Genomic DNA, 26985 nt, shown 5'->3' on the forward strand with positions numbered 1-26985 from the left:
CCTTATTCCGGAGTTTGAATGTTGCCGTACGGCTCCATAATGGCGTTCATAAACCCATTCCCTCCCCCAACATGGCAACGACAGCGGAAGAACTCCTCGACAGCGACATCGCAACTCCGGCCGAAGAGAAGCCGAAGTTCTGGCAGACGACGATCGGCAAACGGGTGGTCATCGGCGGCGCCATCGCCGTCGTGGTGGCCATCGTCGCCGCCCTGTGGCTGTGGACGACGGCACCGGAATACCGCGTGCTGTTCTCCAACTACACCGACAAGGACGGCGGCGCGATCACGGCATCGCTCGACCAGATGGGGGTCAAGTACAAATTCTCGGACAGCGGCAGCGCGATCCTGGTGCCGGCCGACCGCATCCACGACCTGCGCCTGAAACTGGCCCAGCAAGGCCTGCCCCGCGCCGGCAACGTCGGCTTCGAACTGCTCGAAAACCAGAAACTGGGCACGTCGCAATTCGTCGAACAGGTCAACTACCAGCGCTCGCTGGAGGGCGAACTGGCCAATTCGATCCAGTCGCTGGCGGCCGTTTCTTCGGCCCGCGTGCACCTGGCCTTGCCGAAGCCGTCCGTGTTCGTGCGCGAACAGCAGAAGCCGACCGCGTCCGTGCTGCTGAATCTGCAGCCGGGCCGCGCGCTGGACCAGGCCCAGGTCAGCGCCATCGTCCACCTGGTCGCATCGTCGATCCCGGAACTGACGCCCGCTAACGTCACCGTCGTCGACCAGAACGGCACCCTGCTGTCGGACAACGCCAACAAGAACGGCAAGCAGCTCGACCCGAACCAGCTGAAATACGTCGAAGCGCTGCAGCAGAACATCGTCAAGCAGGTCGAATCGATCATCGCCCCGCTCGTCGGCCAGAACAATGTCCGCGCCGAAGCGACGGCCGAAGTCGACTTCGCCCAGACCGACACCGCGGCCGAGATGTACAAGCCGAACTCGCCGCCGGAACCGCAGGCGATCCGCAGCCAGCAGACGTCCGAGCAGACCGGGCCTGGCAGCACGAACCCGTCCGGCATCCCGGGCGCGCTGTCGAACCAGCCGCCGGGCGTGGCCACGGCCCCGATCGACGGCAACGCGCCGGCGCAGGCGCAGAACACGACGACCGGCCCGAGCCGCAAGGATGCGACGACGAATTACGAAGTCGACAAGACCGTGCGCTACGAACAGAAGCCGATGGGCGGCATCAAGCGCCTGACGGTGGGCGTGGTGGTGAACTACCGCCGCTCGATCGATCCGAAGACGGGCAAGGTCGTCGTCAAGCCGCTCACCGCCGCCGAAGTCGCGCAGATCAACGAACTGGTCAAGCAGGCGATGGGCTACAGCCAGGCGCGCGGCGACACGCTGAACGTGACCAACGCGCCGTTCGACGGCGTCGACAAGCCGGACGAAAAGGCGCCGGACTGGTACAAGGACCCGTCCAACCTGCCGCTGGCGAAAGACATCGCACGCTACGTCTTCATCGCCCTCGTGCTGGCCTTCCTGTGGTTCCGCTTCGTGCGGCCGCTGCTCAAGCCCGCGATCAAGAAATTCGACGAAGCGGTGGCGATCCCGCCCGAGCCGGAACCGGAAGAGCCGGAACCGGAGCCGGAACCGGATCCGAACGAGGAAGCCCGCATCCAGCGTGAAGCGGAAGAGCACCAGAAGGTCCAGGTCTACAAGAGCAACCTGGAAATGGCGAAAGACATGGCGAAGAACGATCCGCGCATCGTGGCCAATGTGATCAAGGAATGGCTGGGGACTGAGTAATGAGCGACAAGGACAAGGAAAACACGACCAAGGCAGCCATCCTGATGCTGGCCCTGGGCGAGGCCGAAGCGGCCGAGGTGATGAAGTTCCTCGGCCCGCGCGAAGTGCTCAAGCTGGGCGGCGCCATGGCGCAGATGAAGGCCGTGCAGCACGAGGAAGTCCTGAGCGTGCTGGGCGAATTCCGCGAGCGCGTCGACCTGCAGTCGACCGTCGGCCTCGATTCCGACGAGTACATCCGCCAGGTGCTGACCAAGGCGCTGGGCGACGACAAGGCGGCCGTGCTGCTGAACCGCATCCTGGGCGGCAAGGACGCTTCCGGCATCGAGAGCCTGAAGTGGATGGACTCGCCGTCCGTCGCCGAACTGATCCGCAACGAACACCCGCAGATCATCGCCACGATCCTGGTCCACCTCGAACGCGACCAGGCCTGCGAAGTGCTGGCGCACTTCACGGACCGCCTGCGCAACGACGTCGTGCTGCGTATCGCCACGTTGGACGGCGTGCAGCCTGCTGCTTTACGCGAACTGAACGACGTGCTGACCAAGCTCCTGTCCGGCAACGAGAACATCAAGAAGTCGTCGCTGGGCGGCGTGCGCACGGCGGCCGAGATCCTGAACTTCATGAGCGGCGAGCAGGAAAGTTCTGTCATGGAGAACATCAAGAACTACGACAACGACATGGCGCAGAAGATCATGGACGAGATGTTCGTGTTCGACAACATCATCGACATCGACGACCGCGGCATCCAGTTGCTGTTGCGCGAAGTGCAGTCGGAGATGCTCATCATCTCGCTGAAAGGGGCGTCGCAGGATTTGCGCGATAAAATCTTCAAAAACATGTCGCAGCGTGCGGCGGAAATGATGCGCGAAGACCTGGAATCGAAAGGTCCCGTGCGCCTGTCGGAAGTGGAAACCCAGCAGAAGCAGATCCTGCAAATCGTCCGGCGCCTCGCCGACGAAGGCCAGATCGTGCTCGGCGGCAAAGGTGAGGACTCGTTCGTCTGATGGCAATCTCGAAAGAATTCCAGTCGGCATATCAACGCTGGGAAATGACGTCGTTCGGCGACGAGCGCCCCAGCGCGCAAGCCCAGCGTGCGGCCGAAGTGGCTGCGGCCGCGGCCGCCGCGCGCGCCTACGAACCGCCTCCGCCACCGCAGCCCGCCGTCCAGCTGCCGACCGCGGAAGAGCTGGAAGCCATCCGCGCCGCCGCCCGCGAGGAAGGCTATGCCGAGGGGCTCGACGCGGGCCAGGCCGAAGGCCATGCGGCCGGCTACGAAGAGGGTCTGGCGCTCGGCCGTGCCGAGGCGGCCGAGGAACTCGAACACCTGCGCCAGCTGGCCACGACGTTCGGCGACGCCGTCACGCAGGCCGACGACGCCATCTCCAACGACGTGCTGGAACTCGCGCTGCACCTGGCGCGCGGCATGGTGCGCACGGCGTTCGACGTCAAGCCCGACCTGATCCTCCCCGTCGTGCGCGAAGCCATCGATTACCTGCCGAACCTGCAACAGCCGGCCCTCTTGATTCTGCATCCGGAAGACGCGCTGATCGTGAAAAGCGGCATCGGCCATGAGCTCGACAAGAGCGGCTGGCGCATCGTCGAGGACGAGACCATCGCGCGCGGCGGCTGCCGCGTCGACACGGCCAGCAACCAGATCGACGCCCAGATCGGCTCGCGCTGGCAGCGCCTGACGCATGCGCTGGGCAAGGACCTGGATTGGCTCGGATGAACGCACATACGGGCCGCTGGAAGTCCTACCTGAAGGACTGCGGCAACGTGGTCGATTTCGTCGAGCCGATGCAAGTGTCGGGCCGCGTCACGCGCGTCGCGGGCCTCGTGATGGAATGCGTCGGCCTCAAGCTGGCGGTCGGCAGCGCGTGCATGATCCCGGTCGCGTCCGGCGCGCGTATCGAAGCGGAAGTCGTCGGCTTCGAAGGCGATCGCCTGTTCCTGATGCCGCAGTCGGACGTCGAAGGCGTCGTGCCCGGCTCGCGCGTGTTTCCGGTCGAAGCGAGCGTGCCGAAGCCCGGCACCGTGGCGCATCCGCGCCGCCGTCCGATGGACCGCGCGCGCCACCTGCCCGTCGGCTGGGGCCTGCTGGGCCGCGTCGTCGACGGCGCCGGCCGCCCGCTGGACGGCAAGGGTCCCGTCGTCACCGAACATATGGGGCCGCTGAACGCGCGTCCCATCAACCCGCTCGACCGCGCACCGATCTCGGACACGCTGGACGTGGGCGTGCGCGCCATCAACTCGATGCTCACGGTCGGCCGCGGCCAGCGTCTCGGCCTGTTCGCCGGCACGGGTGTCGGCAAATCGGTTCTGCTCGGGATGATCGCGCGCTACACGACGGCGGACGTGATCGTCGTGGGCCTGATCGGCGAACGGGGCCGCGAGGTCAAGGAATTCATCGAACAGATCCTCGGCGAGGAAGGCCTGGCCCGCTCGGCCGTCGTGGCCGCGCCGGCCGATGCGCCGCCGCTGATGCGCCTGCAGGGCGCCGCGTACGCCACCGCCATCGCCGAGCACTTCCGCGACGAGGGCCGGAACGTCCTGTTGATCATGGATTCGCTCACGCGTTATGCGATGGCCCAGCGCGAGATCGCGCTCGCCATCGGCGAACCGCCGGCGACCAAGGGTTATCCGCCGTCGGTGTTCGCGAAACTGCCCGTGCTGGTGGAACGCGCGGGCAACGGCCAGGCGGGCGGCGGCTCGATCACGGCGTTCTACACCGTGCTGTCCGAGGGCGACGACCAGCAGGACCCGATCGCCGACGCGGCGCGCGGTATCCTGGACGGCCACATCGTGCTGAACCGGAAACTGGCCGAGGCGGGCCACTACCCCGCCATCGACATCGAACAATCGATCTCGCGGGCGATGCACGGCATCACGTCGCGCGAGCACCAGCACGCGGCGCGCACCCTGAAGCAACTGTACTCGCGCTACGAGCGCTCGCGCGACCTGATCAGCGTGGGCGCCTATGCGCCGGGCACGGATCCGGTGCTGGACAAGGCGATCGCGCTGCACGAGCGTATCGAGGCATTCCTGTGCCAGGAAATCCATGACAACGTCGGCATGTTGCAGAGCTTGGGGGAATTGACCTCGCTGTTCGGCTGATTGGCCGGAACGACCATCGGTATACTTGACCTACCATGGCCAACGCATCCGCACTCGACACCCTGATCGACCTCGCCCAGCGCGAGTCCGACGCCTGCGCAAAGCGCCTGGGCGTCGCGCTCAAGGCCGTCGAGGATGGGGAACAAAAGCTGCAGATGCTGCTCGGCTACCGCGACGACTATGCGAACAAGCTCGACGCGGCGCAGATGGCGGGCATCACACCGTTCGCGCACCAGAATTTCGTCGCCTTCCTCGGCAAGCTGGAACAGGCGATCGACGGCCAGCGCGAGGTGCTCAAGCACGCGCGCGTCAAGGCCGACATGGAAAAAAAGGGATGGCAGGAAAGCGAGCGCAAGCGCCTGTCGTATCGGACCCTGAACGAGCGCGCGGCGCTTCAAGCCCTCGCGCTGGAAAGCAAGCGCGACCAGAAAATGATGGACGACTTTGCAGCACGGACGGCGCGCGCCAAGCGTTGACCGGCGCCTTGAATAACCGAAGCGACAAGCGACATGACCACGACTTCCATTACCCAACAGCTCAACTCGACGTCCGGCGTCAACCAGCGCACCAACGGCGCGAACGCCAACGCCGCCAGCGACGGCAGCCAGTTCAGCGCCATGTTGTCCGGCGAAATGGAACGCAGCAGCGCCGCGCTCGCGTTCATGCCGGCCCCGGCGCCCGCTCCGGCCCCGAAACAGGACGCGGCCAAGCCGCAAGAAACCGACAAGCCCGCCCAGGCCGACGCAACGCCGCAGCCGCCCGCCAAGCCGGCGGACAAGGCCGAGGCGGGCGAAGCGAAAGACGACGCCGCCGACAAGTCCGACGACAAGTCCGATGACGACGCCGCCGCCAAGACCGGCGACCCGGCCAGCGCCATGCTCGCGCTGATGGCCAGCCTGCACAAGCCGGGCACGGACGCCAAGACGACGACGGCCCAGGCCTTCGATGCGCTCTCCGGCAAGGGCAAGCGCACGGACGCCGGCCAGCTGGCCGCGCTGCAGGCCGCGATGAAGTCGGTATCGAAGGAAGCCGGCACGGACGCGGCCGGCGCCAAGACCTTCTCCGCCACGTCGATCAAGAACCCGGCCCTGGCCGCGGCCGGCGCCGATCTCGGCGCGGACAAGGCCGCCGCGGCCACGGCCGACCTGCGCGGCACGGCGGGCAATATCAAGCTCGATGCCAAGCCGCAGCTGGATGCCGCCGACTTCACCCTGCAGCAGGCGCGCGACGCCGCCCTGCTCGCGCAGAAGGAACAGGCCCCGACGGCGATCGCCACCGCGGCCGCGCAGCTGCAGTCGGCGACGCTGGAAGCCGCCCAGGCCGCTGCCGCCAGCGAAGAGCTGACGGCGCACGTGGGGACGGATGCGTGGAACGACCAGGTCGGCCAGAAGGTCGTCTACATGGTCGGCGCCGAAGACCAGACCGCGTCGCTGACCCTGAACCCGCCGGACCTGGGGCCGTTGCAGGTGGTGCTGTCCGTCTCCAACGGCCAGGCCGACGTGACGTTCTCGTCGAACCAGCTGGAAGTCCGCCAGGCGCTGGAAAACGCCCTGCCCCGCTTGCAGGAAATGATGAGCGAGAGCGGCATCGCGCTGGGCAATGCCACCGTCAACGCGGGCATGTCGAACGGCGGCCAGGCGCAGCAGGACCAGGCCGCGGCATCGAGCGGTTTCGGCCGGGGCAACAATGGCCGCGGCCATGGCGGCAACGATGCGGGAACCGTGGTGGGCGAAGCCACGGTCCGGCCGGCCACGCGCACGGCGGCCATCGGCGACCGCGGGATGGTCGATACGTTCGCATAAACAATTTCAGCAATATCGGCCGTCGGGTGGGGTGATCGATGCGGGGCATCGATCACCCCACCGTACGTTTGGATAAAGCCTCGACAACAAATCCGTCAAGAAACAACGAGATACCCCAGGTTCCTCCCTCTTTTCGACCGTTGCCGCTGCTCACTTTTTCCCGATAATGACATAATGACGGCACGATCCAACAGTGGGACCGAATACTCTTGAAAGCGAATCCAAAAATCAAAGCCGATCCGAAAGCGGATGTGGCAGCCCCAGCAGTCACCGGCAAAGGCAAGCTGCTCGTCATGATCGGCGCGGCCGTGCTCGTGCTAGCCCTGGGCGGCGGCGCCGGCTGGTACTTCCTGCACAAGAGCAGCACTGAAAGTGCGGCGGCCGAGCCGGCCAAGAAAGACCACGCGGCCGGCAAGAAAGCGAAGAAAAAAGACGACGCCAAGCCCGAATACGTCGCGATCGAGCCCTTCACGGTCAATCTGCAACCGGAACACGGCGACCAGTATCTGCAGGTCGCGTTCACGCTGCAGGTCGACAGCGCGGAACAAGTCGAGCTCATCAAGGCCAATATGGCCAAGGTGCGCAGCCGCGTGCTGCTGCTGTTGTCGGGCAAGAAAGCGTCCGATATCAGCACGGTGGAAGGCAAGCAGCAGCTGGCCGGCGAGATCCTCGCGGCGGTCAACGCACCGTTCGTCGAACACGGCGACGAACAGGAAGTGTCGGACGTTCTCTTCACTTCCTTTATCATCCAGTAAAGCAGAAGTCATTACGGTAAAGCTGCATCATGGCCGATAATTTTCTCTCACAGGAAGAAGTCGATGCCCTCCTCAAAGGGGTCAACGGCGATCAGGACGACGTCGCGACGCCTGAAGACACCTCGGGAGTCCGCACGTATAACCTGGCAACGCAGGAGCGGATCGTCCGCGGCCGCATGCCGACGCTCGAGATCATCAACGAGCGTTTCGCCAGGTATCTGCGGGTCGGCCTGTTCAACTTCCTGCGCCGCTCCGCCGAGGTGTCGGTGGGGTCGGTGCGCGTGTCGAAGTACAGCGAGTTCATCCGCAACCTCGTCGTGCCGACGAACCTGAACCTGATCCACATGAAGCCGCTGCGCGGCACGGCGCTGATGGTGTTCGACCCGGGCCTCGTATTCCTGCTCGTGGACAACCTGTTCGGCGGCGACGGCCGCTTCCACACGCGCGTGGAAGGCCGCGACTTCACGCAGACCGAGCAGCGCATCATCATGCGCATCCTCGACATCGTGTTCGAGGCATACGCCAAGTCGTGGGAACCGGTGTATCCGATCGAATTCGAGTACATCCGCTCGGAGATGAACACGCAGTTCGCCAACATCGCCACCCCGAATGAAGTCGTGGTATCGTGCACTTTCACCATCGAGCTCGGCTCGGTGTCGGGCCAGATCCACTTCTGCATGCCCTATTCGATGGTCGAACCGATCCGCGACGCGCTGACGTCGAGCATCCAGGGCGAGGCGCTGGAAGTCGACAAGCGCTGGATCCGCCTGCTGACGCAGCAGATCCAGGTGGCGGAAGTGGAACTGGTTGCCGTGCTGGGCCACGGCAAGGCGAATTTCGACGAAATCCTGAACATGAAGGTCGGCGACGTGATCCCGATCTCGGTCCCGGAAACGCTCCAGGCCACCGTGGACGGCGTGCCCGTCATGGACTGCAGCTACGGCGTGTTCAACGGACAATATGCGCTGAAGGTCGAAAAACTGCTGGCGAACAGCGAAACCTTCAACAAGTAAGCAACACAGGAGAGAAACATGTCCGATACTCAAGACGACCAAAGCAGCCTCGACGACGATTGGGGCGCGGCGATCGCCGAGCAGGCCGCCGCGGAAGCTGCTGCACTGGCCAGCCAGCAGCAGGCAGCGTCGGCCGCCGTGTTCAAGGATTTCTCGAACAAGGGCCCGCGCCCGGAAACGCCGAACGACATCGACTTCATCCTCGACATCCCCGTCCAGCTGACGGTGGAACTGGGCCGCACGAAGATCGCCATCAAGAACCTGCTGCAACTGGCGCAGGGTTCGGTGGTGGAACTGGACGGCCTGGCGGGCGAACCGATGGACGTGCTCGTCAACGGCTGCCTGATCGCCCAGGGCGAGGTGGTGGTCGTGAACGACAAATTCGGTATCCGCCTCACCGACATCATTACCCCGTCCGAGCGCATCCGCAAGCTCAACAAATGACGGCGCGCCTGCTGACCATCCTTGCCCTGAGGTTGATCCTCACGCTGCCGCTGACCGCTTGCGCGGCCCAGCAGCCGGGGCCTGGGCAGGCAGCGGGGCCATCGGCGGCTGCGACGACCAGCGCCGGGCAGGATACGCGGCCGGCCGCGCCGGCGCCGGCGCCCGCCGTGACGGAACCGGCCGCGGCGCCGGCACACCAGGCGGCGCAGCCAAGCGCCCCGTCCGCAGCGCATCCCCGCGCCATGGCAGGCACGAAGACCGGCGCCGCCACGTCGCCCGCCACCGCCGCCCCGCCGGCGCCCACCGTCCAACCCGATACCGCTGCCGCGCCGTCCGGCATGGCGGCACCCGCCAACCCGGCCGCACCCGACGTCGCCGCGCCCCGTCCCGCTACGCCGGGCGTCGCTACGCCGGGCGTCGCCGTTCCGCCCGTCACGATGCCGTCCGGCTCGTCCACCGGCAGCCTGCTGCAGACGCTGTTCGCGCTGATCCTCGTGCTGGCCGTGCTGGGCGCGCTCGCCTGGTTCCTCAAGCGCTACGGACCCAAGGTCGGCGGCGGCAATGCCAATCTGCGCGTCGTCGGTTCGCTGAATCTCGGCGGCCGCGAGCGCATCGTGGTGGTCGAAGTCGGCAATGAATGGATCGTGGTCGGCGCATCACCCGGCCGCATCAACGCGCTGGCGACCATGCCGCGCCAGGACGGGCAACACGGCGACACGGGTGGCGCGAACGCGACGCTCGCGCCGCATGCTCCCGCGGCGCACAGCTTCGCCGACTGGCTCAAACAGACGATCGACAAACGCAAGTGATGCTCAATAAACGACTCCTGCTGGGATCAGCAATGCTGGGCCTGGTAGCACTGCCGCTGGCGGCGGCGGTGGCCGCGCCCGCCATCCCCGCTTTCACGACGAGCCCGGCCCCGGGCGGCGGCACCGCGTATTCTTTGCCGGTGCAGACGCTGCTCCTGATGACGGCGCTGACCTTCATCCCGGCCGCCCTGCTGATGATGACGAGTTTTACCCGCATCATCATCGTCCTCTCGCTGCTGCGCCAGGCGCTCGGCACGCAGACGGCGCCGCCGAACCAGGTGATGGTGGGCCTCGCGCTGTTCCTGACCTTGTTCGTGATGGGCCCGACGTTCGACCGCATCTACACGGAAGCCTACGTGCCGCTGCAGGAAAACCGCATCCAGATGGGCGAGGCGATGGACAAGGCCGCCGCGCCGCTGAAGGGTTTCATGCTCAAGCAGACGCGCCAGTCCGACCTCGCCCTGTTCGTCAAGATCTCACGCACGCCCGCGCTGCAGGGCCCGGAAGACGTGCCGCTGCGCGTGCTGATCCCGTCCTTCATCACGAGCGAACTCAAGACGGCGTTCCAGATCGGCTTCGCCATCTTCATCCCGTTCCTCATCATCGACATGGTCGTCGCGTCCGTGCTGATGTCGATGGGTATGATGATGATGTCGCCGGCCGTGATCTCGCTGCCGTTCAAGCTGATGCTGTTCGTGCTCGTCGACGGCTGGCAATTGCTGCTGGGCTCGCTGTCCCAGAGTTTCTACTGAAGAGGACCATATGACTCCGGAAAGCGTCATCGCAATGGGCCGCACGGCCATGGAAGTCACGCTGATGGTGTCGGCGCCACTGCTGCTGGTCGCGCTCGTCATCGGCCTCGTCGTCAGCATCTTCCAGGCCGCCACGCAGATCAACGAGCAGACCCTGTCCTTCATCCCCAAGCTGGTTGGCGTGTTCATCGCGCTCGTGCTCGCGGGGCCGTGGATGATCACGGTCATGACCGACTACATGCGCAACCTCTTCAGCGGGATTCCGCAGATGATCGGTTGACGCGCGCCTCGACTCGTCGATGATTTCGTTCACCACGACGCAGCTGTATGCGTGGATCGGCGGCCTCTTGTGGCCGTTGACGCGCATCCTCGGGCTCGTCGCGGTGGCGCCCGTGTTCGGCAACACGGCCGTGCCGATCCTCGTCAAGACGACGCTGGGCGTGCTGCTGGCCGGCATCATCGCGCCCTCGCTGCCGGCCGTGCCCGCCGTCGATCCGACGTCGTGGGCGGGGCTCATGATCGTCGCGCAGGAACTCCTGATCGGCGTGGCGATGGGCTTCGCCATGCGCCTCGTGTTCGCCGCCGTCGAATTCGCCGGCGAAGTCGCCAGCTCGACGATGGGCTTTTCCTTCGCCACCTTTTTCGATCCCAGCTCGGCCGGACGCTCGTCGGCCATCAGTCAGTTCCTCGCCCTCGTCGCGACGATGGCCTTCCTCGCCATGAACGCCCACCTCGTGCTGATCGAGGCGCTGGCGGAAAGCTTTTTCACGTTGCCGATCTCGGCCACGCCGATGTCGCTGTCCGCGCCGCTGGAGATGGTGCGCTGGGGCAGCCACGTGTTCTCGGCCGGCCTGCAGATCGCGATGCCGATCGTCGCCGCCATGCTCATCACCAACATCGCGCTGGCGATCCTGACGCGCGCGGCGCCGCAGCTGAACCTGTTCGGCATCGGCTTCCCGATCACGCTGGGCGCCGGGTTCCTCGTCATCAGCCTGACCTTGCCGTACCTCGGCACGCCGCTGCAGAACCTGTTCAACCAGGGGATCGAGGCGGGGCGCAAGATCCCCCGCGTCGGGGCGCAGCGGCCCGGGCCACGGCAGATACCGACGCCACCGCGGTAGGCGGCTCACCGAGTCCACGCGTAACGTTTGCGAAATTCGGGGTCAGAGCGAGATGCACGGTTCGGTGGACAGGACTAGGGGGAGGTCCAGCCCCCGAATTTACGAGATGTAGTTAAAGAGCGACAGGCCGGACATCGTCTTGAACGACACCTGCGCCGCCTGCAGCGTCTGCTGCTGCTGGGTGTACAGCGAAATCGCCTTCACCATGTCCAGGTCCTGCAACCCGCTCAGTGTGGTCTGGTACTGGATGTTGAGGTCGTCGCCGGTACTGTCCAGGTAGTCGACTTCCTTCAGGCGCGCGCCCACGGATGCTTGCACGGTCAACACGTTGTCCAGCGCATTCTTCATGTTCTGGCTGGCCATGCTCAGATTGTTGGCCAGCGCGGCCTTGCCGGTCGAGCCGTCGGCCGGGGCACGCAGGGTCTTGATCAGGTCGGTAACCGTCGTGAACACCGACTGCTTCTGGCTCGGCTGGACGCTGAACGTGTCGCCGTTGGCCGGATCACCCTTGATGTCGAACGAGATCCCGTCGAAGGAGATTGCGGCGCCCGCCGTGTACGGCTGGTTGCTCAGCACGGCGCTTGCCGGCGACACCGAATTGTCCGTCACCGTATAGGTCGTCACGGCCGGGGCCCCCGCGACCTTGAAGGCGATCGAATAATCGTGGCCCGTCAGCTTGCTCCGGTCGGATACCGCGCCCGGGGCGATGATGCCCGAGCCCGTGTTGGTCGCCGCGGCTTGCGCCACGAACGTGCCGTTTCCGGTGGCGTTGGCTTCGAAAATGGCGCTGCCGTTTTCGCTGATGGCCATCTTGCGCGCCGACCCCACTTGCAGGCTCCGCTGGCCCTGGTCGCCCTGGTAGGCGGCGCCCGTGGGCGTCTGGGTGAACGGCTGCGTCGTCGTCTGGTAGCCGGAGAACAGGTAGGTACCGGAACCATCCGTCGTGTTGGCCAACCCGATCATGTCGGTCAGGCGCCCTTCCAGCTCGGTCGCCAGGGCCTCGCGGTCGCTCTGGCTATAACCGCCGTTGCCGGCGGTGACGATCAGGGACTGGATGTTCTGGATCTGGGTCGTGACGTCCTGCAGCGTCTTGTCGACCATCGACAGCGACGATTTCGCATTCGTGCGGTTGGTGCCGAACTGCGTGTTCATCGACTGCGACTGGGTCAGTTCCAGCGCTTTCGCGGAACCAATCGGATCGTCGGCGGCCGTCAGCATGCGCTTGTTCGTCGACAACTGCATCTGCGTCTTTGCCATCTGGCCCTGCAGCGTGTTGATCTGCGTGGTGCCGGCCTGGAAAATCGCGTTCGTGCTGATACGTAGGGTCATGGCGTCGTTCCGCTTCGTTCGCTGGTGGTTGCTCGGTTACCGGTCTCAGTGACCGATCTGCAGCAATGCGTTGAAGATCGTGTCGGCGATCTGCATCACCTTCCCCGACGCCTGGTAGGCCTGCTGGTACTTGAGCAGGTTGGCCGCCTCCTCGTCGAGGTTCACGCCCGAGACGTCGTTGGCGGCCGACTGCGCCTGCGTCAGCTGGGCCGCGGCGGCCGCCGCATTGGCCTGCACTTCGCGCGTCTTGTTGCCGACCGTGCTGACGAGCGTGGCATAAGCCGACTGGTACGTCGCCTTGCCGCCGTCCAGGATGTTCTTCGACTGCAGGTCCCCCATCAGGCTAGCGTTGCGGGTATCGCCCAGGCCCGTGTTCGGCGCGATCGTGAAGGTGTCGCCGTTGGCCGGGGCGCCGTTCATCGTGAAGCTCATCCCGGCCACCGTGTAGCTGGCGCCGTCCTGGAACGGCACGTTCGAGCCGGCCGGATACGACGTCGTGGTGCCGTTCACCGTCATGCTGATGGCATTGCCGGCCGGGAAGCCGGACAGCGTGGCCGTAGCCTTGTTGTAGGCGAGCGTGACAGGCCCGGCCAGCGGCGCAGCCAGGTAGTTCTTGTCGATCGAACCCGCGCTGATCTTGCCCGACCCGCTGTTGGTCATCGGGACGCTCGTGGCGATCGGTGCGGCGGCCGCGATCTGCGCACCGTCCGTCAACGCCAACTTGAAGTTGGCGGCGCCGCCCAGGGTGGGACGCACGAGGAAGTTGTCGCCCGAATCGGCCGTGCCCGTGACGGAAAACGCGAGGCCGTCGACCACTTGCGGCTGGGTCTGAGGGAACGGCGAGATCACCGTCTTCTTGTTGTCCGACAAGCGGTACACGTTGTAGTTCGTGCCGTCGAAATCGACCTTGTAGTCGCTCGTCGTGAGTTGCGTGGCGTCGACGACCGCGGCCGTGATCGCTGTCGTGCTCGTCTGGTTGTTGTTGACGTTCTTCGTCACCTCGGCCGGCGCGACCGTGAAGATGTCGCCGCCCGGCTTGCCGTTGCCGTCCAGGCCCAGCCGGTTCTGGTCGTTCATCGTCGAGGCCAGCGCGATCGCGACGCGACCCAGTGAATTCTGGGCCGCATCCAGCGACTGGCTGCGGAATTGCAGCACGGCCCCCAGTTCGCCGCCCGTGAGCGCGCTCTCGGCCATCGGCGTGACTTTGCCCTGGACGACGTAACCGACCGTGACGCGCGTCTGGTCCGTCGGCGAATTCGTCGCGGCGAGCTGGAACGCGCTCCTACCGACGACGAGCGGCTGGCCATTGCCGATCGACACTGTGAGGCTGTTGTTATCGCCCGGTACGACGGTGGCCTTGACCTGTTTATTCAGGTCCATGATCAACTGGTCGCGCTTGTCCAACAGTTCGTTTGGCGGGTTCAGGCCGCGGCTGTCCGTCAGCTTGCCGATCTGGTCGTTCAGCTGGGCGATCTGCTTGGCATACGTGTTGATCGTCGTGACGCTGGCCGTCAGCTGGGTGTTGACGCCCTTGCGGATCTCGTCCAGACGGCCGTTCATGCTCTGGAAACGGGCGGCCAGCGTATCGGCCGACGTCATGAAAGAACCGCGCGACGACACGCCGGCGCCATCGCCCGTGAGGTTCTGCACGGCCGAGAAGAAATCCTGCAGCGCCGGCGACAGGCCCGACGTCGTGTCGGCCAGCAGGTTGTCGACCTGCTGGACCTGGGCCTGGTACGCCTCAAGCCCGCTGCTCGATGCCTGGGCCGTGCGCACCTGGGCGTTCAGGAAGTCGTCCGAGTAGCGCTTGACCTGGGAGATTTGGGTTCCGGTGCCGATGTAGCCGTTGGCCCCCCCATCGAGGTCGAAGCGGCTTGCACCACTGCCTCGCGGCTGTAGCCCGCGACGTTGGCGTTGGTGATGTTGTTGCCGGTCGTCGCCAGGGCTGCCTGGGCCGCGTATAAACCGGACTTGCCGATGCTGAGGAGGGACATGATGGTTTCTTTCTGCTATGTCATTGACGGCAGGTTTCGCCAAAACTTTATTCTTGCTAACCGTTCAACAACTCCTGTCATGCGAGCGAGTGTTTGATGATGCGCGACAACTTGGCCGCGTACTGCGGATCGGTCGCATAGCCGGCACGCTGCAGGCCGTGCGCGAACGTGGCCGCGTCGCCGCCGTGCGCCAGCACTTTTTCGTAGCGCGGGTTATTGCTCAGCATCTTGGCGTAATCCTTGAACGCGTCGGCGTAGGAATCGTAGGCGCGGAACTTCTCGACCCGGCTGTGCGGCTTGCCGTTGATGTATTCCGTCGTGACGGCCGTCGCGACCTTGCCCTTCCAGCCCGGGCCGGCCTTGATGCCGAACAGGTTGTTGCTCGAACTGCCGTCCGCATTGCGGATCACGCGGCGGCCCCAGCCGGTTTCGAGCGCGGCCTGGCCCATCATGAACTTGGCCGGCACACCCGTCACGTGTTCCGCTTCCTCGGCGGCGTCGGCCAGCTTTTCCTGGAACGCGCGCACGTGCGCCGGCTTGTTCGCATTGTCCGTGCCGCGCGCGCTGCCGGTGACGCCGGCCGCGCCCGCGCTTGCTGCGCCGTCGGTCGGCATCGAGTCCGGATCGCTCTGCATGCGCAGGGCGGCAGCACCGCCGGCGCCGCCTGTCTCGGTGTCGCCGCCGATGCCCAGCGCCTGCTTGTTCATGTCCTGCATCAGTTGCTGGCCCTTCTGCTGCACGGTCAGCTGGCGCACGAGCACGTCGGCCAGGCCGATGCCGCGCTTGGCCATCTTTTGGCTCATCTGCTGGTCCAGCATGGTCGTGAACGTCTTGGACTCCTGGCTGTCCAGCATGCCGTCCTGCGGTGTCGCGTCGCGCATGCTCTTCATCATCATGTTGACGAACATGGATTCGAACTGCGTCGCCGCACCCTTCAGCGCTTCCGGCGAGCCGGCCTTCGCCGACTGCTTGAGGTCGCCGAGGCTGTTGGTGTCGAGCGCGAATTTACCGGACAGGTCAGGAGTGGAACCGAGCATGATGGCCTCGCTGGTTATCGGTTAGATGATCTCGAGCTCGGCGCGCAGCGAACCGGCCGCCTTGAGCGCCTGCAGGATCGCGAGCAGGTCTTGCGGCGTGGCGCCGATCGCGTTCATCGCCTTGACGACTTCGGCCAGCGACGCGCCGCCGTTCAGCATGATGACCTTGCCGGCATCCTTCTTGACGGACACCTGCGGGGTCTTCGTGACGGCGGTGCTGCCAAACGAACCCGCGGGCGGCTGGCTGACCTGCGTGTCGGCGCCGATGCTCACGGACAGGTTGCCGTGCGCGATCGCGCAAGGCTCGAGCGTGACGGCGCGGTTCATGACGACGGAACCCGTGCGCGCGTTGAGGATGATCTTCGCGGCAGCTTCGGCCGGCTTGACGTCCAGGCTTTCCAGGATGCCGAGGAAGCTGACGCGCTGGTCGCTCGACGACGGCACGCGCACGCGGATCACGCGGCCGTCCAGCGCCGTGGCGATGCCCGGGCCGAACTTGTCGTTGACGGCTTCCACGACGCGGCTCGCGGTGGCGAAATCCGTCGTGTTCAGTTCCAGCTTGACCTGGTTGTCGGCGCCGAGGTTCGACGCGACGGCGCGCTCGACCGTGGCACTGGCCGAGATGCGGCCGACCGACAATTGATTCACCTGCACCTGCGCACCGCCGCCCGACACACCGGCGCCGCCGACGAGCACATTACCCTGGGCCATCGCATACACCTGGCCGTCCGCGCCCTGCAGCGGCGTCATCAGAAGCGTGCCGCCGCGCAGGCTTTTCGCGTTACCCATCGACGAGACGGTCACGTCGATCGTCTGGCCCGGCTGGGCGAACGCCGGCAGCGACGTGGTGACCATCACGGCCGCCACGTTCTTCAGCTGCAGCTGGGTGCCGGCCGGCAGGCTGATGCCCTTCTGCTGCAGCATCGCCATGATCGACTGCACGGTGAACGGCGTCTGCGTCGTCTGGTCGCCCGTGCCGTCGAGGCCGACGACGAGGCCGTAGCCCGACAACTGGTTCTGACGGACGCCGCCGATGCTGGCGAGGTCCTTCAGACGCTCGGCGTGGGCGGTCGTCGCCATCAGGGGACCGAGCAGCGCTGCGCAGAGTGCGATGGTTTTCAGGTTCATGATCAAAACGGGAGTAACGACTGGAAAAAGCGCGACATCATCGACGTCATCTCGGCGCGGTCGATCTGGCTGTTGGTGCGGTATTCGACGCGGGCGTCGGCGACCAGCGTCGACTGCACGACATTGCCCGGCTGGATCGAGTCCGGATTCACCATGCCCGAGAAGCGGATGAACTCGACGCCCTTGTTCATGGCAATCTGTTTTTCGCCCACGACGATCAGGTTGCCGTTCGCCAGGACTTCGGACACCGTCACGCCGATCGTGCCCGTGAAGGCGTTCGACGCGGTCTGCGTGTCGCCGTCGGCGAACTTGGTGCCGGCGCTCGTGGCGACCGTGGCGCCCAGGCGGCCCTGCAGCGGACCCGGCACGCCCACGTTGACGCTGCCCGACTTGTTGCCGGTGCTGGCGCCGCTCTTGTTGGCCGCCGTCTTCTCGACGATGGCGACCGTGAGGATGTCGCCGATGTGGCGCGCGCGCCGGTCCTCGAACATCGGACGGAACGTGTTCGCGTTGTAGATCGCACCTTCCGTCGGCGCGCCAGCGTCGGCCAGCATCGGCCGCACCGAGGTCGGGCCCTTGACGATCGACGTCGGGGTGGCTGCGCAGCCGGCCAGCGCCAGCGCGCACACGGTGAAGCTGAACGTTTTCATAACTGGGAAATCTTCTGCAGCATCTGGTCGGACGTGGTGATGGCCTTGCTGTTGATCTCGTACGCGCGCTGCGTCTGGATCATGTTGACCATCTCTTCGACGACGTTGACGTTGGACGTTTCGACATAGCCCTGCATCAGCACGCCGTTGCCGTTCGTGCCCGGGGCGCCGGCCTGCGCGGTGCCGGACGAGCCCGTCTCGGCATACAGGTTCTCGCCGAGCGATTCGAGGCCGGCCGGGTTGACGAAGTTCGACACCTGGATCGAGCCGATCTGCGTCGGCGCCACGGCGCCGGGCGTCGTGACGGACACGGTGCCGTCGCGCGCAACGGTCATCGACAGCGCGTTGCTGGGCACGGTGATGGGCGGCTGCAGCACATAGCCGCTGGAGGTGACGAGCTGGCCGTTGGAATCGGTCTGGAACGAGCCGTCGCGGGTGTAGGCCGTGGTGCCGTCCGGCATCAGGACCTGGAAGAAGCCCGAGCCGTTGATCATCACGTCCTTCGAGTTGCCGGTCTGCTGCGGATTGCCCTGCGTGTGGATGCGCTCGGTGGCGACGGCGCGCACACCGGTACCGATCTGCAGGCCGGACGGCAGCTGGGTCTGTTGCGAGGATTGCGCGCCGGGCTGGCGCACGTTTTGATACAACAAGTCCTCGAACACGGCACGCGACTTCTTGAAGCCGTTCGTGCTGACGTTGGCGAGGTTGTTGGTGACGACGTCGAGGTTGGTCTGCTGCGCTTCGAGACCGGTTTTCGCGATGTACAGCGAACGGATCATGGTGTTCTCCTATGGCGCCTGCAAACCTGCTGTGCGTCGTATCGTCGGGCTGCGATGCTCGCTGTACTTTCGTACAGCTGCGCTTCTCAACCAACGCTACTGCCGCCCGCTACGGTTTTCAGGGGCCTTACACGGCGACGGCAAACCCGTCACCCACCATGGAATTATGTCCCAGGAGAAATCAAGTCAAAGCGAGGATCTGCGTCGCTTTCGCCGCGTTATTCTCCGCGTTCTTCAACAAGCTCATTTGCGTCTCGAGAGAACGTGCCAAAGAGATCATGTTCACCATCGAGTCGACGGCCGAGACGTTGCTGCCTTCCAGCGCGCCGCTCGTGACCGTCACGGCCGGGTCGGCCTGTGCCTGGCTCCCGTCCTGCATCCGGAACAAGCCGTCGTCGCCGCGCACCAGTTGCTTCTGGTCCGGATTGACGAGCTTGAGGCGGCCGACGACGGTGGAAGTCGCCGGCACGGTGTCCGTCGTCAGCGACGACACCGAACCGTCCTTGCCGACGGAGACCGTCGTGTTCGGCGGAATCGCGATCGGACCGCCCTCGCCCATCACGGTCTGGCCGTTGGCGGTCTGCAGGATGCCGTTCGGGCTGATCTGCAGCGCACCGTTGCGCGTATAGGCTTCGGTGCCGTCCTGCATCTGCACGGCGATCCAGCCCTGGCCCTTGAGGGCCACGTCGAGATCGCGCCCCGTCACCTGCAGCGGACCGGCCGTGAAGTCGGCGCCGACCGTGTTATCGACGACGAACGCCCGCGTCGGCAAGCCTTCGCTGACGACGGGCACGGCGCGGAACGTGTCCAGCTGCGCGCGGAAACCCGTCGTGCTCAGGTTGGCCAGGTTGTTCGACGTGGTGGCCTGCTGCTCCAGGATGTGCTTGGCGCCGGTGGCGGCCGTGTAGATCAGGCGGTCCATTTATTCTTCTCCGAAATTCGCACGTCGCTCCCGCGAAGGCGGGAACCCATGCCGAGCATCGAACATCGTGACTTCCGAACCCGTCGCGACGACTCCAACCATACGGCTCCGGTACCTCGGCATGGATTCCCGTTTGCGCGGGAATGACAGTTCAGTCATTAACGCAGGTTCACCAGGGTCTGCAGCACCGAGTCCTGCGTCTTGATGGTCTGGGCGTTGGCCTGGTAGACGCGCTGGGCCGTGATCATGTTGACCAGCTCGGCCGTCAGGTCGACGTTCGAGCTTTCCGTCGCGGACGACTGCAGCACGCCGAAGCTGCCCGTGCCTGCCGTGCCCAGCAGTGGCGTGCCCGAGGCCGACGTTTCGACCCAGGAGTTGTTGCCGATCGGCTCCAGGCCGCCCGAGTTCGTGAAGTTGGCGAGGACGATCTGGCCCAGCGGTTTGGTCTGGCCGTTGCTGTACTGGCCCAGCAGCGTGCCGTCGGCGCCGGCCGAGAAGCGCTGCAGGTGGCCGGCCGTGTAGCCGTCCTGCGTGGTCAGTTTTTCGCTCGTGTCGGCGCCGTACTGCGTGCTGCCGTTGAAGCCGAGCTTGATCGACAGGGTTTCCTTGGCGCCCGTGGCCGGGTACACCGGGAACGACACGTTCAGCGGCAGGGTCTGCGGCGACATCAGGGCAGCCGACAGCGCGCCGTTCGAGTCGAATTTCAGGGTGCCGATCGGGATCGACGGCACGGACACGGCGGCGGAGACGGCCTGGTCGACCTGGTCCGGCGTCGCGCCGACCGTGTTGCCTGCACCGGTGGCGGCGGTCTGGATGGCGGTGACGGTGGCCGCGGTGGCGCCGGCCGTGCCGGCGGCGCCGCTGACGGCGGCCGATACGGCGGCGGCATAGTTGGACAGGGCCGTGGCGATGGCGGCCGGATCTTGCGGCGATGCCTTCGTGGCGGCGGTCCAGGCGCTGCGGGCGGCCACCGCCGTCGGGTCGCTCGAGCCGGCCTTGGCCACGTTGACGTTGGTGATCTCGGTGCCGTCGGCGCCGGCGTACACGTCCCAGGTGCCCGAACCGGTCTTCACGTAGTACATCGACATCGTGTGCTCGTTGCCCAGGGTGTCGTACACGCTGACCGGGACCTGCTTGTTGTACGTGGTCGCGTCGTTGGCGTTGAACGGGAAGTTGGTCGGCGCCTTCTCGCGCGAGTCGAGGTTGATCGACGTGTCGACCTTGGTGGTGGCCACCGGCTTCATGTCGACCGTGCTGATCTTCAACGGGGTCGGCGTGCTGGCCAGGATCTGGCCGTTCGCGGCGACGCCATAGCCCGTCACGTTGGCGCCCTGCGGCGTCACGACGTAACCGTTCTTGTCCAGCGAGAACTGGCCGTTGCGGGTGTACTGGACGGCGCCGCCGATCTCGGTGCGGAAGAAGCCGCCGCCGTTGATGGCGATGTCGAGCGGGTTGGCCGTCGTCTCGATATTACCCTGGGTGAACTGCTGGGCGATGGACGCAACGCTCACGCCGATCCCGGCCTGGGTCGCGCCGGCGCCGTTCAGCGAGCGCGCGTAGACGTCGGCGAATTCCGTGGTCGAGCCCTTGAAGCCCACGGTGCTCGAGTTGGCGATGTTGTTGCCGATGACGTCCAGCGATTTCGCCGCGCTGTTCAAACCGCTGAGGCCTTGTTGGAAGGACATGTTGTGCTCCTGTTGTTCGTTCGATGCGTTGTCGTTGCGTAAGCGGCGCTTACAGGACTTGCTTGATGTCGGCCAGCGTGAGCGCGCCCTTGTTGGACAGGTTCAGCTTGACGCCATCGGCATTGTTGGTGGTGACGCTCGCGACGCTGTCGAGCGACAGGCCGGTGGCGTCGGTCAGGGCGGCGCCGCCGCGCGTCGCTACGACCTTGAAGGTGTAATTTCCGTCCGCCAGGGTGATGGGCTTGCCGCTGCTGTCCAGTTTGGTCGCATCGGGCACGCCGTCCCAGGCGAGCGGCACGACGCCGGCCTTTTGCGCACCCAGATCCATCGTCTCGACCTCGTTGCCCTTCGCGTCGCTGATGACGACCTTGACGTTGTCGGCATCGCTGGCCAGGTTCACGCCCAGCACGCCCTTGCTGCTCGCCAGGGTGACGCTGTTGCCGTTCACGAGCACGCCGCGGCCGATCAGGTTCGTCGCCTGCATGGCTTCCGACGTCTTGTAGCTGGACTGCAGCGATTCCAGGGTCGTGTTCAGCTTGTTCACGCCCGTCACGGTCTGCAGCTGCGCGAGCTGGCTCGTCATCTGGGCGTTGTCCATCGGGTTCAGCGGATCCTGGTTCTGCAGCTGGGTCACCAGCAGCGTCATGAACTTGTCGGTGTCCGCGGAGACGCTGTCCTTGTTGGTCGTCTTCTTCGCGTTCATCGTCGACATCAGGTCGGTGATGGGCGTGCTGGTGGTGTCGGTTACGGTCGCCATGGGAGCGTGTCGGTGTGAGGGTTAATCTGGTTACTGGCCGAGGGTCAGCGTCTTGAGCAGCATGGTCTTGGCCGCGTTCATGGTCTCGACGTTCGTCTGGTACGAGCGCGAGGCCGACAGCATGTTGACCATCTCGTCGACCACGTTCACGTTGGGCATCGAGACATAACCCTTGTCGTCGGCGAGCGGATTCTTGGGGTCGTACACCTGCTTCAAGGGCGACGCGTCCTCGACCACCTCACGCACCTTGACGCCCGTGCCGCTGTCCATCGGGACGGCCTCGAACACGACCTGCTTGGCGCGGTAGGCCTCGCCCGTGGCGCTCGTCGCGCTGTCGGCGTTGGCGAGGTTGCTGGCCGTCGTGTTCAGGCGCTGGGCCTGGGCGCTCATGGCCGAGCCGGCCACGTTGAAGACATTAAATAAGGACATGATTACTGGCCTCCCTGGATGGCCGCGAGCATGTTGCGGATCTGCTGGTTGATCATCGTGATGCCGGCTTCGTAGCGCAGCGCGTTGTCGGCGAACTGGGTGCGTTCCGTATCCATGTCCACCGTGTTGCCGTCGACGGCGCCCTGCCTCACCGTGCGGTACAGCACGGGCGTGGCACCGTCCGCCAGCGTCTTGCCGTCGGCCGCAGCCTTGGCGCTCGGATAATGCGCGGCGGACGTCGTCGCCAGCGGCGCCGAGTTCGTCGCACGCGCCAGCGCACCTTGCAGGGCGCTGGAAAAATCGATGTCGCGCGCCTTGAAATTCGGCGTGTCCGCGTTGGCGATATTCGACGCGAGCAATTCCTGGCGCTGCGAGCGCAGGCTGAGCGCGGTTTCATTGAAACGCAGGTACTCGTCGAGTTTGCCGATCATGGTGGCTCCGTTTTTTCCAGGTATCTGGTGGTGGACAGCATGGATCATACGGACCTGTCGAGTCTTCCAATCGGGCAATAAAGAGACCCAAAACCCGGCTATTCGGCGATTCGACGGCGGCGCGCCGGACCTAAGATGGCAGCGTCGCAAAAACCCGCACACGTTCACAACATGAAACGCAAGCTCCTCACCGCCCTGCTCATCGGCGCCGCCTCGCTGGCATCCGCGCAGACGACACCCGTCGGCCGCCAGAACGTCAACACCCTGCGCACCGTCGTCGAGCAATTCCTGCAGACCCAGACGGCCGGCCTGCCCGGCACCGTGACGGTGAAGGTGGGCGCGATCGACGCGCGCACCGCCCTCGCCGCCTGCCCGGCGCCGGAAGCGTTCCTGCAGCCGGGCGCGCGTGCCTGGGGCAAGACGACGGTGGGCGTGCGCTGCACGGCGCCGTCGAACTGGACGATCTTCGTGCAGGCGCAAGTGAACGTGCAGGCTGAATATGTCGCCGCGGCACTGCCGCTGGCCCAGGGCCAGGCGATCGAGCAAAGCCAGCTCGTATTGGTGAAAGGCGACATCGCCACCATGCCGAACGGCATCATCACGGACATGGCGCAGGCGATCGGTCGCACGCCGACCGTGTCGCTGGCGGCCGGCACGCCGCTGCGCCTCGACACGCTGCGCAGCAAGCCCGTCGTGCAACAAGGCCAGGCCGTACGCTTGGTTTCGAACGGCAATGGATTTTCAGTATCGACCGAAGGCAAGGCCATCGGCAACGCCGGCGACGGGCAGATCGTGCAGGTGCGCACCCCGTCCGGCACCGTCATCAGCGGCACGGCGCGGACCGGCGGCATGGTCGAGGTGGCGTTTTAAGGCAGCAAAGGGGACACTGTCATCACGGATCGTTCGCAGGGACTTTGAAAAGTGGGGCAAGCGCCCGCACTTTGTTTGATGTCCCCTAAAGTTTTCGGCAACAAGGCCGTTACTGAAGGCAGATCCCGGGCTTTCTGCTCCGACCTGAGAAGGATGATGCTGTGAAAATCAACGATACACTCAAAAGCAACGCAGGCGTGCAGGCCAACAATTCGGCCACGACTGCGAAGAGCAGCGACGCGGCCGCCGCAAAAACGGTCTCGCCTGCGGCGACCGACACCGTACGCCTGTCCTCGCAAGGCCAGGCGCTCGCGGCCGGCGGCACCAATCAAGTGTTCGACAGCAAGAAGGTTGAACGCATCAAGGCGGCCATCGCGGATGGCCATTTTCAAGTGAATTCGGAGAAAGTGGCGGACGGCCTGTTGGACACGGTGCGCGACCTGCTGCATTCCCGCAAACAGTAGATAACCCATGGCCATTGCATCCCCTGGCGCAACCCTGCGCGAAGAACAGCAAGTGATCGGTTCCATCGTGGAACTGATGAAAACGGAGCAACAGCTCCTGATCAGTGCGGATGCGGATGGCCTCTCGACCATCACCCCCAACAAGCTGCAACTGGCGCAGCGCGCGTCGACCTTGTCGCGCGTACGCCACAAGGCCCTCGCCGCCGCCGGCTTTGCCGCAGGCGAAGCCGGGATGGAGCCGTGGCTGGCCGTGGGCGGCAACGACGCCCTGCGCGCCGAGTGGAACCGCCTGCTGGAACTGACCCGCCAAGCCAAGGAGCTCAACCGCGTGAACGGCATGCTCGTCAACCGCCAGCTGAGCCAGGCCCAGGCCGCGCTGAACGAATTGCGCGGTCCCGCCGGCAATGCGGCCGGCGTCTACGGGCCGGGCGGCCAGACCGTGTCGGCGGGGCCGTCGCGGCGGTTCGCGGTCGGCTGATCCGCTCTTACGACGCGACGGTGACGTCGGGCATACGTTCTCCGGTCAACATCCGCTCGATCTGCTCCGGCCACACCGGCGGGCTGAAGTAATAGCCCTGGATTTCGTCGCACCCGTTCTCGCGCAGGAAGGCCACCTGCTCGGCCGTCTCGACACCTTCCGCCACCGCTTCCAGGTTCAGCGTATGCGCCAGCGCGATGATGGCGCGCGCGATCGCGGCATCGTTCGTGTCGGCCGTCACGTCGCTCACGAAAGAACGGTCGATCTTCAGCACGTCGATCGGGAAACGTTTTAGATAACTGAGCGACGAATAGCCGGTGCCGAAATCGTCGATCGACAGCGCCACGCCGAGCGCCTTCAGCGAACGCAGCACGCTCGCCGCTTCGGCCGTGTCGCGCATCACCGTGCTTTCCGTGATCTCGATCTCCAGGCAAGCCGGCGGCAGGCTGCTCCGTTCCAGCGCCGCTTGCACCCGCTGCGCCAGGCCGGCCTGCTGGAACTGGCGCGCCGACAGGTTCACGGAAACGCGCAGCGGCGGCAATCCCTGCGCGCGCCACGCGGCCGCGCGCGTGCAGGCTTCGTCCAGCCCCCACATGTCCAGGTCGTCGATCAGGCCGGTCTCCTCCGCGAGTGGAATGAAACGCGCCGGCGGCACGAGGCCCAATACCGGATGACGCCAACGCACGAGCGCTTCCACGTCGCGCACGGCGCCGCTCGCCAGGTCGACGCGCGGCTGGTATTGCAAAGCGAACTGGTTGCGCTCGATGGCATGGCGCAGCAGCCCTTCCAGGTCGACGCGTTCGCGGATCGCCTGCGCCATCGCATCCGAGTGGAAGCAGTGGCGCGCCGGGCCCTCGGCGCGCGCAGCGGCCATCGCCACCTGGGCCATCTGCAACAGTTCGGGCGCGCCGCAGGCGCCATCCGGCAGCAGCGCGATGCCGACGCTGGCGGCCAGGAACACGCGCTCCCCGCCGATCGCGAACGGCTCGCGCATGGCGTCCAGCAGGCGGCCGGCCAGCGCCGCCGCCGCGTCCTGGCCGGATTGCTTTTGCACGACGATGAATTCATTGCCGCCCTGGCGCGCCAGCATGTCGCCCGGATGCAGCAGACTCGACAGCCGAACGACGCATTCGCGCAGCACGTCGTCGCCGCCGCCATAGCCGTAGCCGCTGTTGATCTTGCGGAATTCGTTCAGGTCGAACACGAGCACGGCCAGCGTATGGCCGCCCTGGCACGCGCCGGCGATCGCTTCGTCCAGGGTTTCGAGGATGCGGGCGCGGTTCGGCAGGCCGGTTAGCGCGTCGTGCGTGAGCTGTTCGACGAGGGCGCGTTCGAGCCGGCGCCGCTCGGACAGGTCGCGCACGATGGCGACTTGCTGGCCGCTCGGCATGCCGGCGCGGCGCACCTCGGCCGGGAACGCGGTGCCGTACACGCGGCGGCATTCCAGTTCGGCGTCGCCGGCGCCGGGCGGCACCAGCACGTCCAGCGGCAGGCCGGCGGCCGTCTCGCGCGCGACGCCGAACAGGTTTTCCGCGCGCGCGTTCATCATCGTGATGCGCCCTTCCGCGCCAACCAGCAGGATGGCGTCCGGCGCGCATTCCATCAGGCTGCGGAAGCTGGCCTCGCTCTCGGCCAGCGAACGTTCCGAACGCTGCAGGCGCAGATACGGCGCCTGCACGGCGGCCACCCAGATCGCGCGGTGCAGGCACAGGTAGGCGATCACTTTGTACACGTGGCCGACCATGCACATCACGTCATCCGGCCGCGCGTACAGCGTGAAGCTGACGCCGCCCAGCGCTATCACCGCCGCCGCCGCGGCCAGGTAGCGGTCGGTGCGCAGGCGGGTGACCAGCGCGCGCCGCAGCAGGAACAGCGCGGCCACGCCATTCATCGCGATCAGCACGACTTCGACACCGATCTTGAACGGCGTCAGGCCCCGCCCCGGCACATAGGTCGGGGGCAGCGCCACCGGATCGGCCAACGCCAGCCAATAGCCAAGCACGACCATGCCCAGCGCCGCCGCCAGCGCCCAGCCGCGCACGCGCCGGCCGACGATCCGCTCGCGCGGGGCAAACGCGGCGACGAGCAGCGCGCCCGCGCTGACGACCCGCGCCAGCAGCCAGAATTCGATGCCGCGCCCGGCCGAGCCCGGTCCCGCCAAGCCGGGCATGCCTTGCACGGACATCAAGTGGCCGATGTCGAGCAGCGCGACCACCAGCGCGGCCGGCGACAGCAGGGCCACGCGGATCGGCATGTCGCGGCCGATGCCGTGCCAGCCCGTGGCAAACACGAGCATCGCGACGACCACCGAGACCACTTCCATGGCGGTGTGCGCCGTCAGGTACCAGCGCGGGTCCCACGGCAACAGCGCCGCGTGGCCGAGCGCGAGCCAGGCCATGAATGCGGCCAGCAGCGCCGTCAGGATGGACAGCCGTACCGCGGACGAAATCCTGCGCGGCCTCATG

The 26985-nt window shown here is 65.9% G+C and carries 29 protein-coding genes; 16 read left to right on the forward strand and 13 right to left on the reverse strand.

All coding sequences use genetic code 11. From position 1 onward, the window contains the following. Positions 1-71 precede the first annotated feature (71 nt). From fliF to fliR, 13 genes are all read left to right on the forward strand, one after another. Positions 72-1757: a flagellar basal-body MS-ring/collar protein FliF gene (gene fliF, locus BVG12_RS13845; RefSeq protein ID WP_075792897.1), complete on the forward strand. Its 1686-nt coding sequence runs from the start codon at positions 72-74 to the stop codon at positions 1755-1757. Then, positions 1757-2761 (forward strand): flagellar motor switch protein FliG, encoded by a 1005-nt coding sequence (fliG, locus tag BVG12_RS13850; protein WP_075792898.1) that lies wholly within the window; start codon positions 1757-1759, stop codon positions 2759-2761. The genes fliF and fliG overlap by 1 nt, the downstream gene beginning before the upstream one ends. Further along, the gene (gene fliH / locus BVG12_RS13855; protein ID WP_075792899.1) at positions 2761-3486 is read left to right on the forward strand and encodes a flagellar assembly protein FliH; all 726 of its coding nucleotides are present in this window, start codon (positions 2761-2763) and stop codon (positions 3484-3486) included. Before fliG ends, fliH begins: the two co-directional genes overlap by 1 nt. Then, positions 3483-4871: a flagellar protein export ATPase FliI gene (fliI, locus tag BVG12_RS13860; RefSeq protein ID WP_075792900.1), complete on the forward strand. Its 1389-nt coding sequence runs from the start codon at positions 3483-3485 to the stop codon at positions 4869-4871. The genes fliH and fliI overlap by 4 nt, the downstream gene beginning before the upstream one ends. A 35-nt stretch (positions 4872-4906) precedes the next feature. Next, positions 4907-5347, forward strand: a complete 441-nt coding sequence (gene fliJ / locus BVG12_RS13865; protein WP_075792901.1) for a flagellar export protein FliJ — start codon at positions 4907-4909, stop codon at positions 5345-5347. Positions 5348-5380: 33 nt separating this feature from the next. Then, positions 5381-6673, forward strand: coding sequence for a flagellar hook-length control protein FliK (locus BVG12_RS13870; protein ID WP_075792902.1), 1293 nt, complete (start codon positions 5381-5383; stop codon positions 6671-6673). 227 nt (positions 6674-6900) lie between these two features. Then, a complete protein-coding gene (gene fliL / locus BVG12_RS13875; protein ID WP_075796361.1) occupies positions 6901-7428 on the forward strand; it encodes a flagellar basal body-associated protein FliL in 528 nt (175 codons plus the stop codon). 29 nt (positions 7429-7457) lie between these two features. Beyond that, positions 7458-8441: a flagellar motor switch protein FliM gene (fliM, locus tag BVG12_RS13880; RefSeq protein ID WP_075792903.1), complete on the forward strand. Its 984-nt coding sequence runs from the start codon at positions 7458-7460 to the stop codon at positions 8439-8441. Between the two features lie 18 nt (positions 8442-8459). Next, complete coding sequence (gene fliN, locus BVG12_RS13885; RefSeq protein WP_056136274.1) at positions 8460-8885, forward strand: flagellar motor switch protein FliN; 426 nt, start codon at positions 8460-8462, stop codon at positions 8883-8885. Beyond that, entirely contained in the window at positions 8882-9694 is an 813-nt protein-coding gene (fliO, locus tag BVG12_RS13890) for a flagellar biosynthetic protein FliO (RefSeq protein ID WP_083685031.1), read from the forward strand. Before fliN ends, fliO begins: the two co-directional genes overlap by 4 nt. Continuing rightward, positions 9694-10446 (forward strand): flagellar type III secretion system pore protein FliP, encoded by a 753-nt coding sequence (gene fliP, locus BVG12_RS13895; protein WP_075792904.1) that lies wholly within the window; start codon positions 9694-9696, stop codon positions 10444-10446. Before fliO ends, fliP begins: the two co-directional genes overlap by 1 nt. A gap of 10 nt (positions 10447-10456) precedes the next feature. Beyond that, positions 10457-10726: a flagellar biosynthesis protein FliQ gene (gene fliQ, locus BVG12_RS13900; protein ID WP_075792905.1), complete on the forward strand. Its 270-nt coding sequence runs from the start codon at positions 10457-10459 to the stop codon at positions 10724-10726. Between the two features lie 19 nt (positions 10727-10745). After that, entirely contained in the window at positions 10746-11567 is an 822-nt protein-coding gene (gene fliR, locus BVG12_RS13905; RefSeq protein ID WP_075792906.1) for a flagellar biosynthetic protein FliR, read from the forward strand. Between the two features lie 99 nt (positions 11568-11666). Here fliR and flgL read toward each other — a convergent pair whose 3' ends face one another. The 12 genes from flgL to flgB form a co-directional block, all read right to left on the reverse strand. Then, a complete protein-coding gene (flgL, locus tag BVG12_RS13910) occupies positions 11667-12896 on the reverse strand; it encodes a flagellar hook-associated protein FlgL (protein ID WP_075792907.1) in 1230 nt (409 codons plus the stop codon). A 45-nt stretch (positions 12897-12941) separates the two neighbouring features. Then, positions 12942-14735, reverse strand: coding sequence for a flagellar hook-associated protein FlgK (gene flgK, locus BVG12_RS13915; protein ID WP_307189123.1), 1794 nt, complete (start codon positions 14733-14735; stop codon positions 12942-12944). Further along, positions 14681-14890 (reverse strand): flagellar basal body protein, encoded by a 210-nt coding sequence (locus BVG12_RS35665; RefSeq protein ID WP_307189124.1) that lies wholly within the window; start codon positions 14888-14890, stop codon positions 14681-14683. The genes flgK and BVG12_RS35665 overlap by 55 nt, the downstream gene beginning before the upstream one ends. A gap of 77 nt (positions 14891-14967) precedes the next feature. After that, positions 14968-15927, reverse strand: a complete 960-nt coding sequence (gene flgJ / locus BVG12_RS13920; protein ID WP_075792908.1) for a flagellar assembly peptidoglycan hydrolase FlgJ — start codon at positions 15925-15927, stop codon at positions 14968-14970. Positions 15928-15948: 21 nt separating this feature from the next. Continuing rightward, on the reverse strand, positions 15949-17055 hold the full coding sequence (locus BVG12_RS13925; RefSeq protein ID WP_075792909.1) for a flagellar basal body P-ring protein FlgI: 1107 nt from the start codon (positions 17053-17055) through the stop codon (positions 15949-15951). 2 nt (positions 17056-17057) lie between these two features. Further along, the gene (locus tag BVG12_RS13930; RefSeq protein WP_075792910.1) at positions 17058-17705 is read right to left on the reverse strand and encodes a flagellar basal body L-ring protein FlgH; all 648 of its coding nucleotides are present in this window, start codon (positions 17703-17705) and stop codon (positions 17058-17060) included. Beyond that, complete coding sequence (gene flgG / locus BVG12_RS13935; protein ID WP_075792911.1) at positions 17702-18484, reverse strand: flagellar basal-body rod protein FlgG; 783 nt, start codon at positions 18482-18484, stop codon at positions 17702-17704. Before flgG ends, BVG12_RS13930 begins: the two co-directional genes overlap by 4 nt. A 181-nt stretch (positions 18485-18665) precedes the next feature. Beyond that, positions 18666-19406, reverse strand: coding sequence for a flagellar basal-body rod protein FlgF (flgF, locus tag BVG12_RS13940; RefSeq protein WP_075792912.1), 741 nt, complete (start codon positions 19404-19406; stop codon positions 18666-18668). A 158-nt stretch (positions 19407-19564) separates the two neighbouring features. Continuing rightward, complete coding sequence (locus BVG12_RS13945) at positions 19565-21091, reverse strand: flagellar hook protein FlgE (RefSeq protein ID WP_075792913.1); 1527 nt, start codon at positions 21089-21091, stop codon at positions 19565-19567. 49 nt (positions 21092-21140) lie between these two features. Continuing rightward, entirely contained in the window at positions 21141-21848 is a 708-nt protein-coding gene (locus tag BVG12_RS13950; RefSeq protein ID WP_075792914.1) for a flagellar hook assembly protein FlgD, read from the reverse strand. Between the two features lie 30 nt (positions 21849-21878). Beyond that, on the reverse strand, positions 21879-22277 hold the full coding sequence (flgC, locus tag BVG12_RS13955; protein WP_036233823.1) for a flagellar basal body rod protein FlgC: 399 nt from the start codon (positions 22275-22277) through the stop codon (positions 21879-21881). A gap of 2 nt (positions 22278-22279) precedes the next feature. Further along, on the reverse strand, positions 22280-22708 hold the full coding sequence (gene flgB, locus BVG12_RS13960; RefSeq protein ID WP_075792915.1) for a flagellar basal body rod protein FlgB: 429 nt from the start codon (positions 22706-22708) through the stop codon (positions 22280-22282). Positions 22709-22879: 171 nt separating this feature from the next. Here flgB and flgA point away from each other — a divergent pair, with 171 nt between their 5' ends. The 3 genes from flgA (at position 22880) to BVG12_RS13975 (ending at position 24520) form a co-directional block, all read left to right on the forward strand. Further along, positions 22880-23578 (forward strand): flagellar basal body P-ring formation chaperone FlgA, encoded by a 699-nt coding sequence (gene flgA / locus BVG12_RS13965; RefSeq protein ID WP_075792916.1) that lies wholly within the window; start codon positions 22880-22882, stop codon positions 23576-23578. A 161-nt stretch (positions 23579-23739) separates the two neighbouring features. Continuing rightward, on the forward strand, positions 23740-24042 hold the full coding sequence (flgM, locus tag BVG12_RS13970) for a flagellar biosynthesis anti-sigma factor FlgM (RefSeq protein ID WP_075792917.1): 303 nt from the start codon (positions 23740-23742) through the stop codon (positions 24040-24042). A gap of 7 nt (positions 24043-24049) precedes the next feature. Beyond that, positions 24050-24520 carry a flagella synthesis protein FlgN gene (locus BVG12_RS13975; RefSeq protein WP_075792918.1) on the forward strand — a complete coding sequence of 157 codons (471 nt, stop codon included), beginning with the start codon at positions 24050-24052 and terminating at the stop codon, positions 24518-24520. A 7-nt stretch (positions 24521-24527) separates the two neighbouring features. Here the strand turns inward: BVG12_RS13975 and BVG12_RS13980 are convergent, their stop codons facing one another. Then, positions 24528-26984: a putative bifunctional diguanylate cyclase/phosphodiesterase gene (locus BVG12_RS13980; RefSeq protein WP_075792919.1), complete on the reverse strand. Its 2457-nt coding sequence runs from the start codon at positions 26982-26984 to the stop codon at positions 24528-24530. Position 26985: the final 1 nt, after the last annotated feature.

The sequence above is a fragment of the Massilia putida genome, from assembly GCF_001941825.1.
GTDB lineage: Bacteria > Pseudomonadota > Gammaproteobacteria > Burkholderiales > Burkholderiaceae_D > Telluria > Telluria putida.

Bases quoted from the DNA above. Each gene is read 5' to 3' on its own strand.
- fliQ (WP_075792905.1), top strand. From the start codon at position 10,457: ATGACTCCGGAAAGCGTCATCGCAATGGGCCGCACGGCCATGGAAGTC.
- fliI (WP_075792900.1), top strand. From the start codon at position 3,483: ATGAACGCACATACGGGCCGCTGGAAGTCCTACCTGAAGGACTGCGGC.
- fliN (WP_056136274.1), top strand. From the start codon at position 8,460: ATGTCCGATACTCAAGACGACCAAAGCAGCCTCGACGACGATTGGGGC.
- fliF (WP_075792897.1), top strand. From the start codon at position 72: ATGGCAACGACAGCGGAAGAACTCCTCGACAGCGACATCGCAACTCCG.
- fliG (WP_075792898.1), top strand. From the start codon at position 1,757: ATGAGCGACAAGGACAAGGAAAACACGACCAAGGCAGCCATCCTGATG.
- flgC (WP_036233823.1), bottom strand. From the start codon at position 22,277: ATGTCCTTATTTAATGTCTTCAACGTGGCCGGCTCGGCCATGAGCGCC.
- BVG12_RS35665 (WP_307189124.1), bottom strand. From the start codon at position 14,890: ATGTCCCTCCTCAGCATCGGCAAGTCCGGTTTATACGCGGCCCAGGCA.
- flgF (WP_075792912.1), bottom strand. From the start codon at position 19,406: ATGGACCGCCTGATCTACACGGCCGCCACCGGCGCCAAGCACATCCTG.
- BVG12_RS13980 (WP_075792919.1), bottom strand. From the start codon at position 26,984: ATGAGGCCGCGCAGGATTTCGTCCGCGGTACGGCTGTCCATCCTGACG.
- BVG12_RS13930 (WP_075792910.1), bottom strand. From the start codon at position 17,705: ATGAAAACGTTCAGCTTCACCGTGTGCGCGCTGGCGCTGGCCGGCTGC.
- fliP (WP_075792904.1), top strand. From the start codon at position 9,694: ATGCTCAATAAACGACTCCTGCTGGGATCAGCAATGCTGGGCCTGGTA.
- fliR (WP_075792906.1), top strand. From the start codon at position 10,746: ATGATTTCGTTCACCACGACGCAGCTGTATGCGTGGATCGGCGGCCTC.
- flgA (WP_075792916.1), top strand. From the start codon at position 22,880: ATGAAACGCAAGCTCCTCACCGCCCTGCTCATCGGCGCCGCCTCGCTG.
- fliH (WP_075792899.1), top strand. From the start codon at position 2,761: ATGGCAATCTCGAAAGAATTCCAGTCGGCATATCAACGCTGGGAAATG.
- fliM (WP_075792903.1), top strand. From the start codon at position 7,458: ATGGCCGATAATTTTCTCTCACAGGAAGAAGTCGATGCCCTCCTCAAA.
- BVG12_RS13950 (WP_075792914.1), bottom strand. From the start codon at position 21,848: ATGGCGACCGTAACCGACACCACCAGCACGCCCATCACCGACCTGATG.
- flgB (WP_075792915.1), bottom strand. From the start codon at position 22,708: ATGATCGGCAAACTCGACGAGTACCTGCGTTTCAATGAAACCGCGCTC.
- fliO (WP_083685031.1), top strand. From the start codon at position 8,882: ATGACGGCGCGCCTGCTGACCATCCTTGCCCTGAGGTTGATCCTCACG.
- flgG (WP_075792911.1), bottom strand. From the start codon at position 18,484: ATGATCCGTTCGCTGTACATCGCGAAAACCGGTCTCGAAGCGCAGCAG.
- BVG12_RS13870 (WP_075792902.1), top strand. From the start codon at position 5,381: ATGACCACGACTTCCATTACCCAACAGCTCAACTCGACGTCCGGCGTC.
- flgJ (WP_075792908.1), bottom strand. From the start codon at position 15,927: ATGCTCGGTTCCACTCCTGACCTGTCCGGTAAATTCGCGCTCGACACC.
- BVG12_RS13975 (WP_075792918.1), top strand. From the start codon at position 24,050: ATGGCCATTGCATCCCCTGGCGCAACCCTGCGCGAAGAACAGCAAGTG.
- BVG12_RS13945 (WP_075792913.1), bottom strand. From the start codon at position 21,091: ATGTCCTTCCAACAAGGCCTCAGCGGTTTGAACAGCGCGGCGAAATCG.
- BVG12_RS13925 (WP_075792909.1), bottom strand. From the start codon at position 17,055: ATGAACCTGAAAACCATCGCACTCTGCGCAGCGCTGCTCGGTCCCCTG.
- fliJ (WP_075792901.1), top strand. From the start codon at position 4,907: ATGGCCAACGCATCCGCACTCGACACCCTGATCGACCTCGCCCAGCGC.
- flgL (WP_075792907.1), bottom strand. From the start codon at position 12,896: ATGACCCTACGTATCAGCACGAACGCGATTTTCCAGGCCGGCACCACG.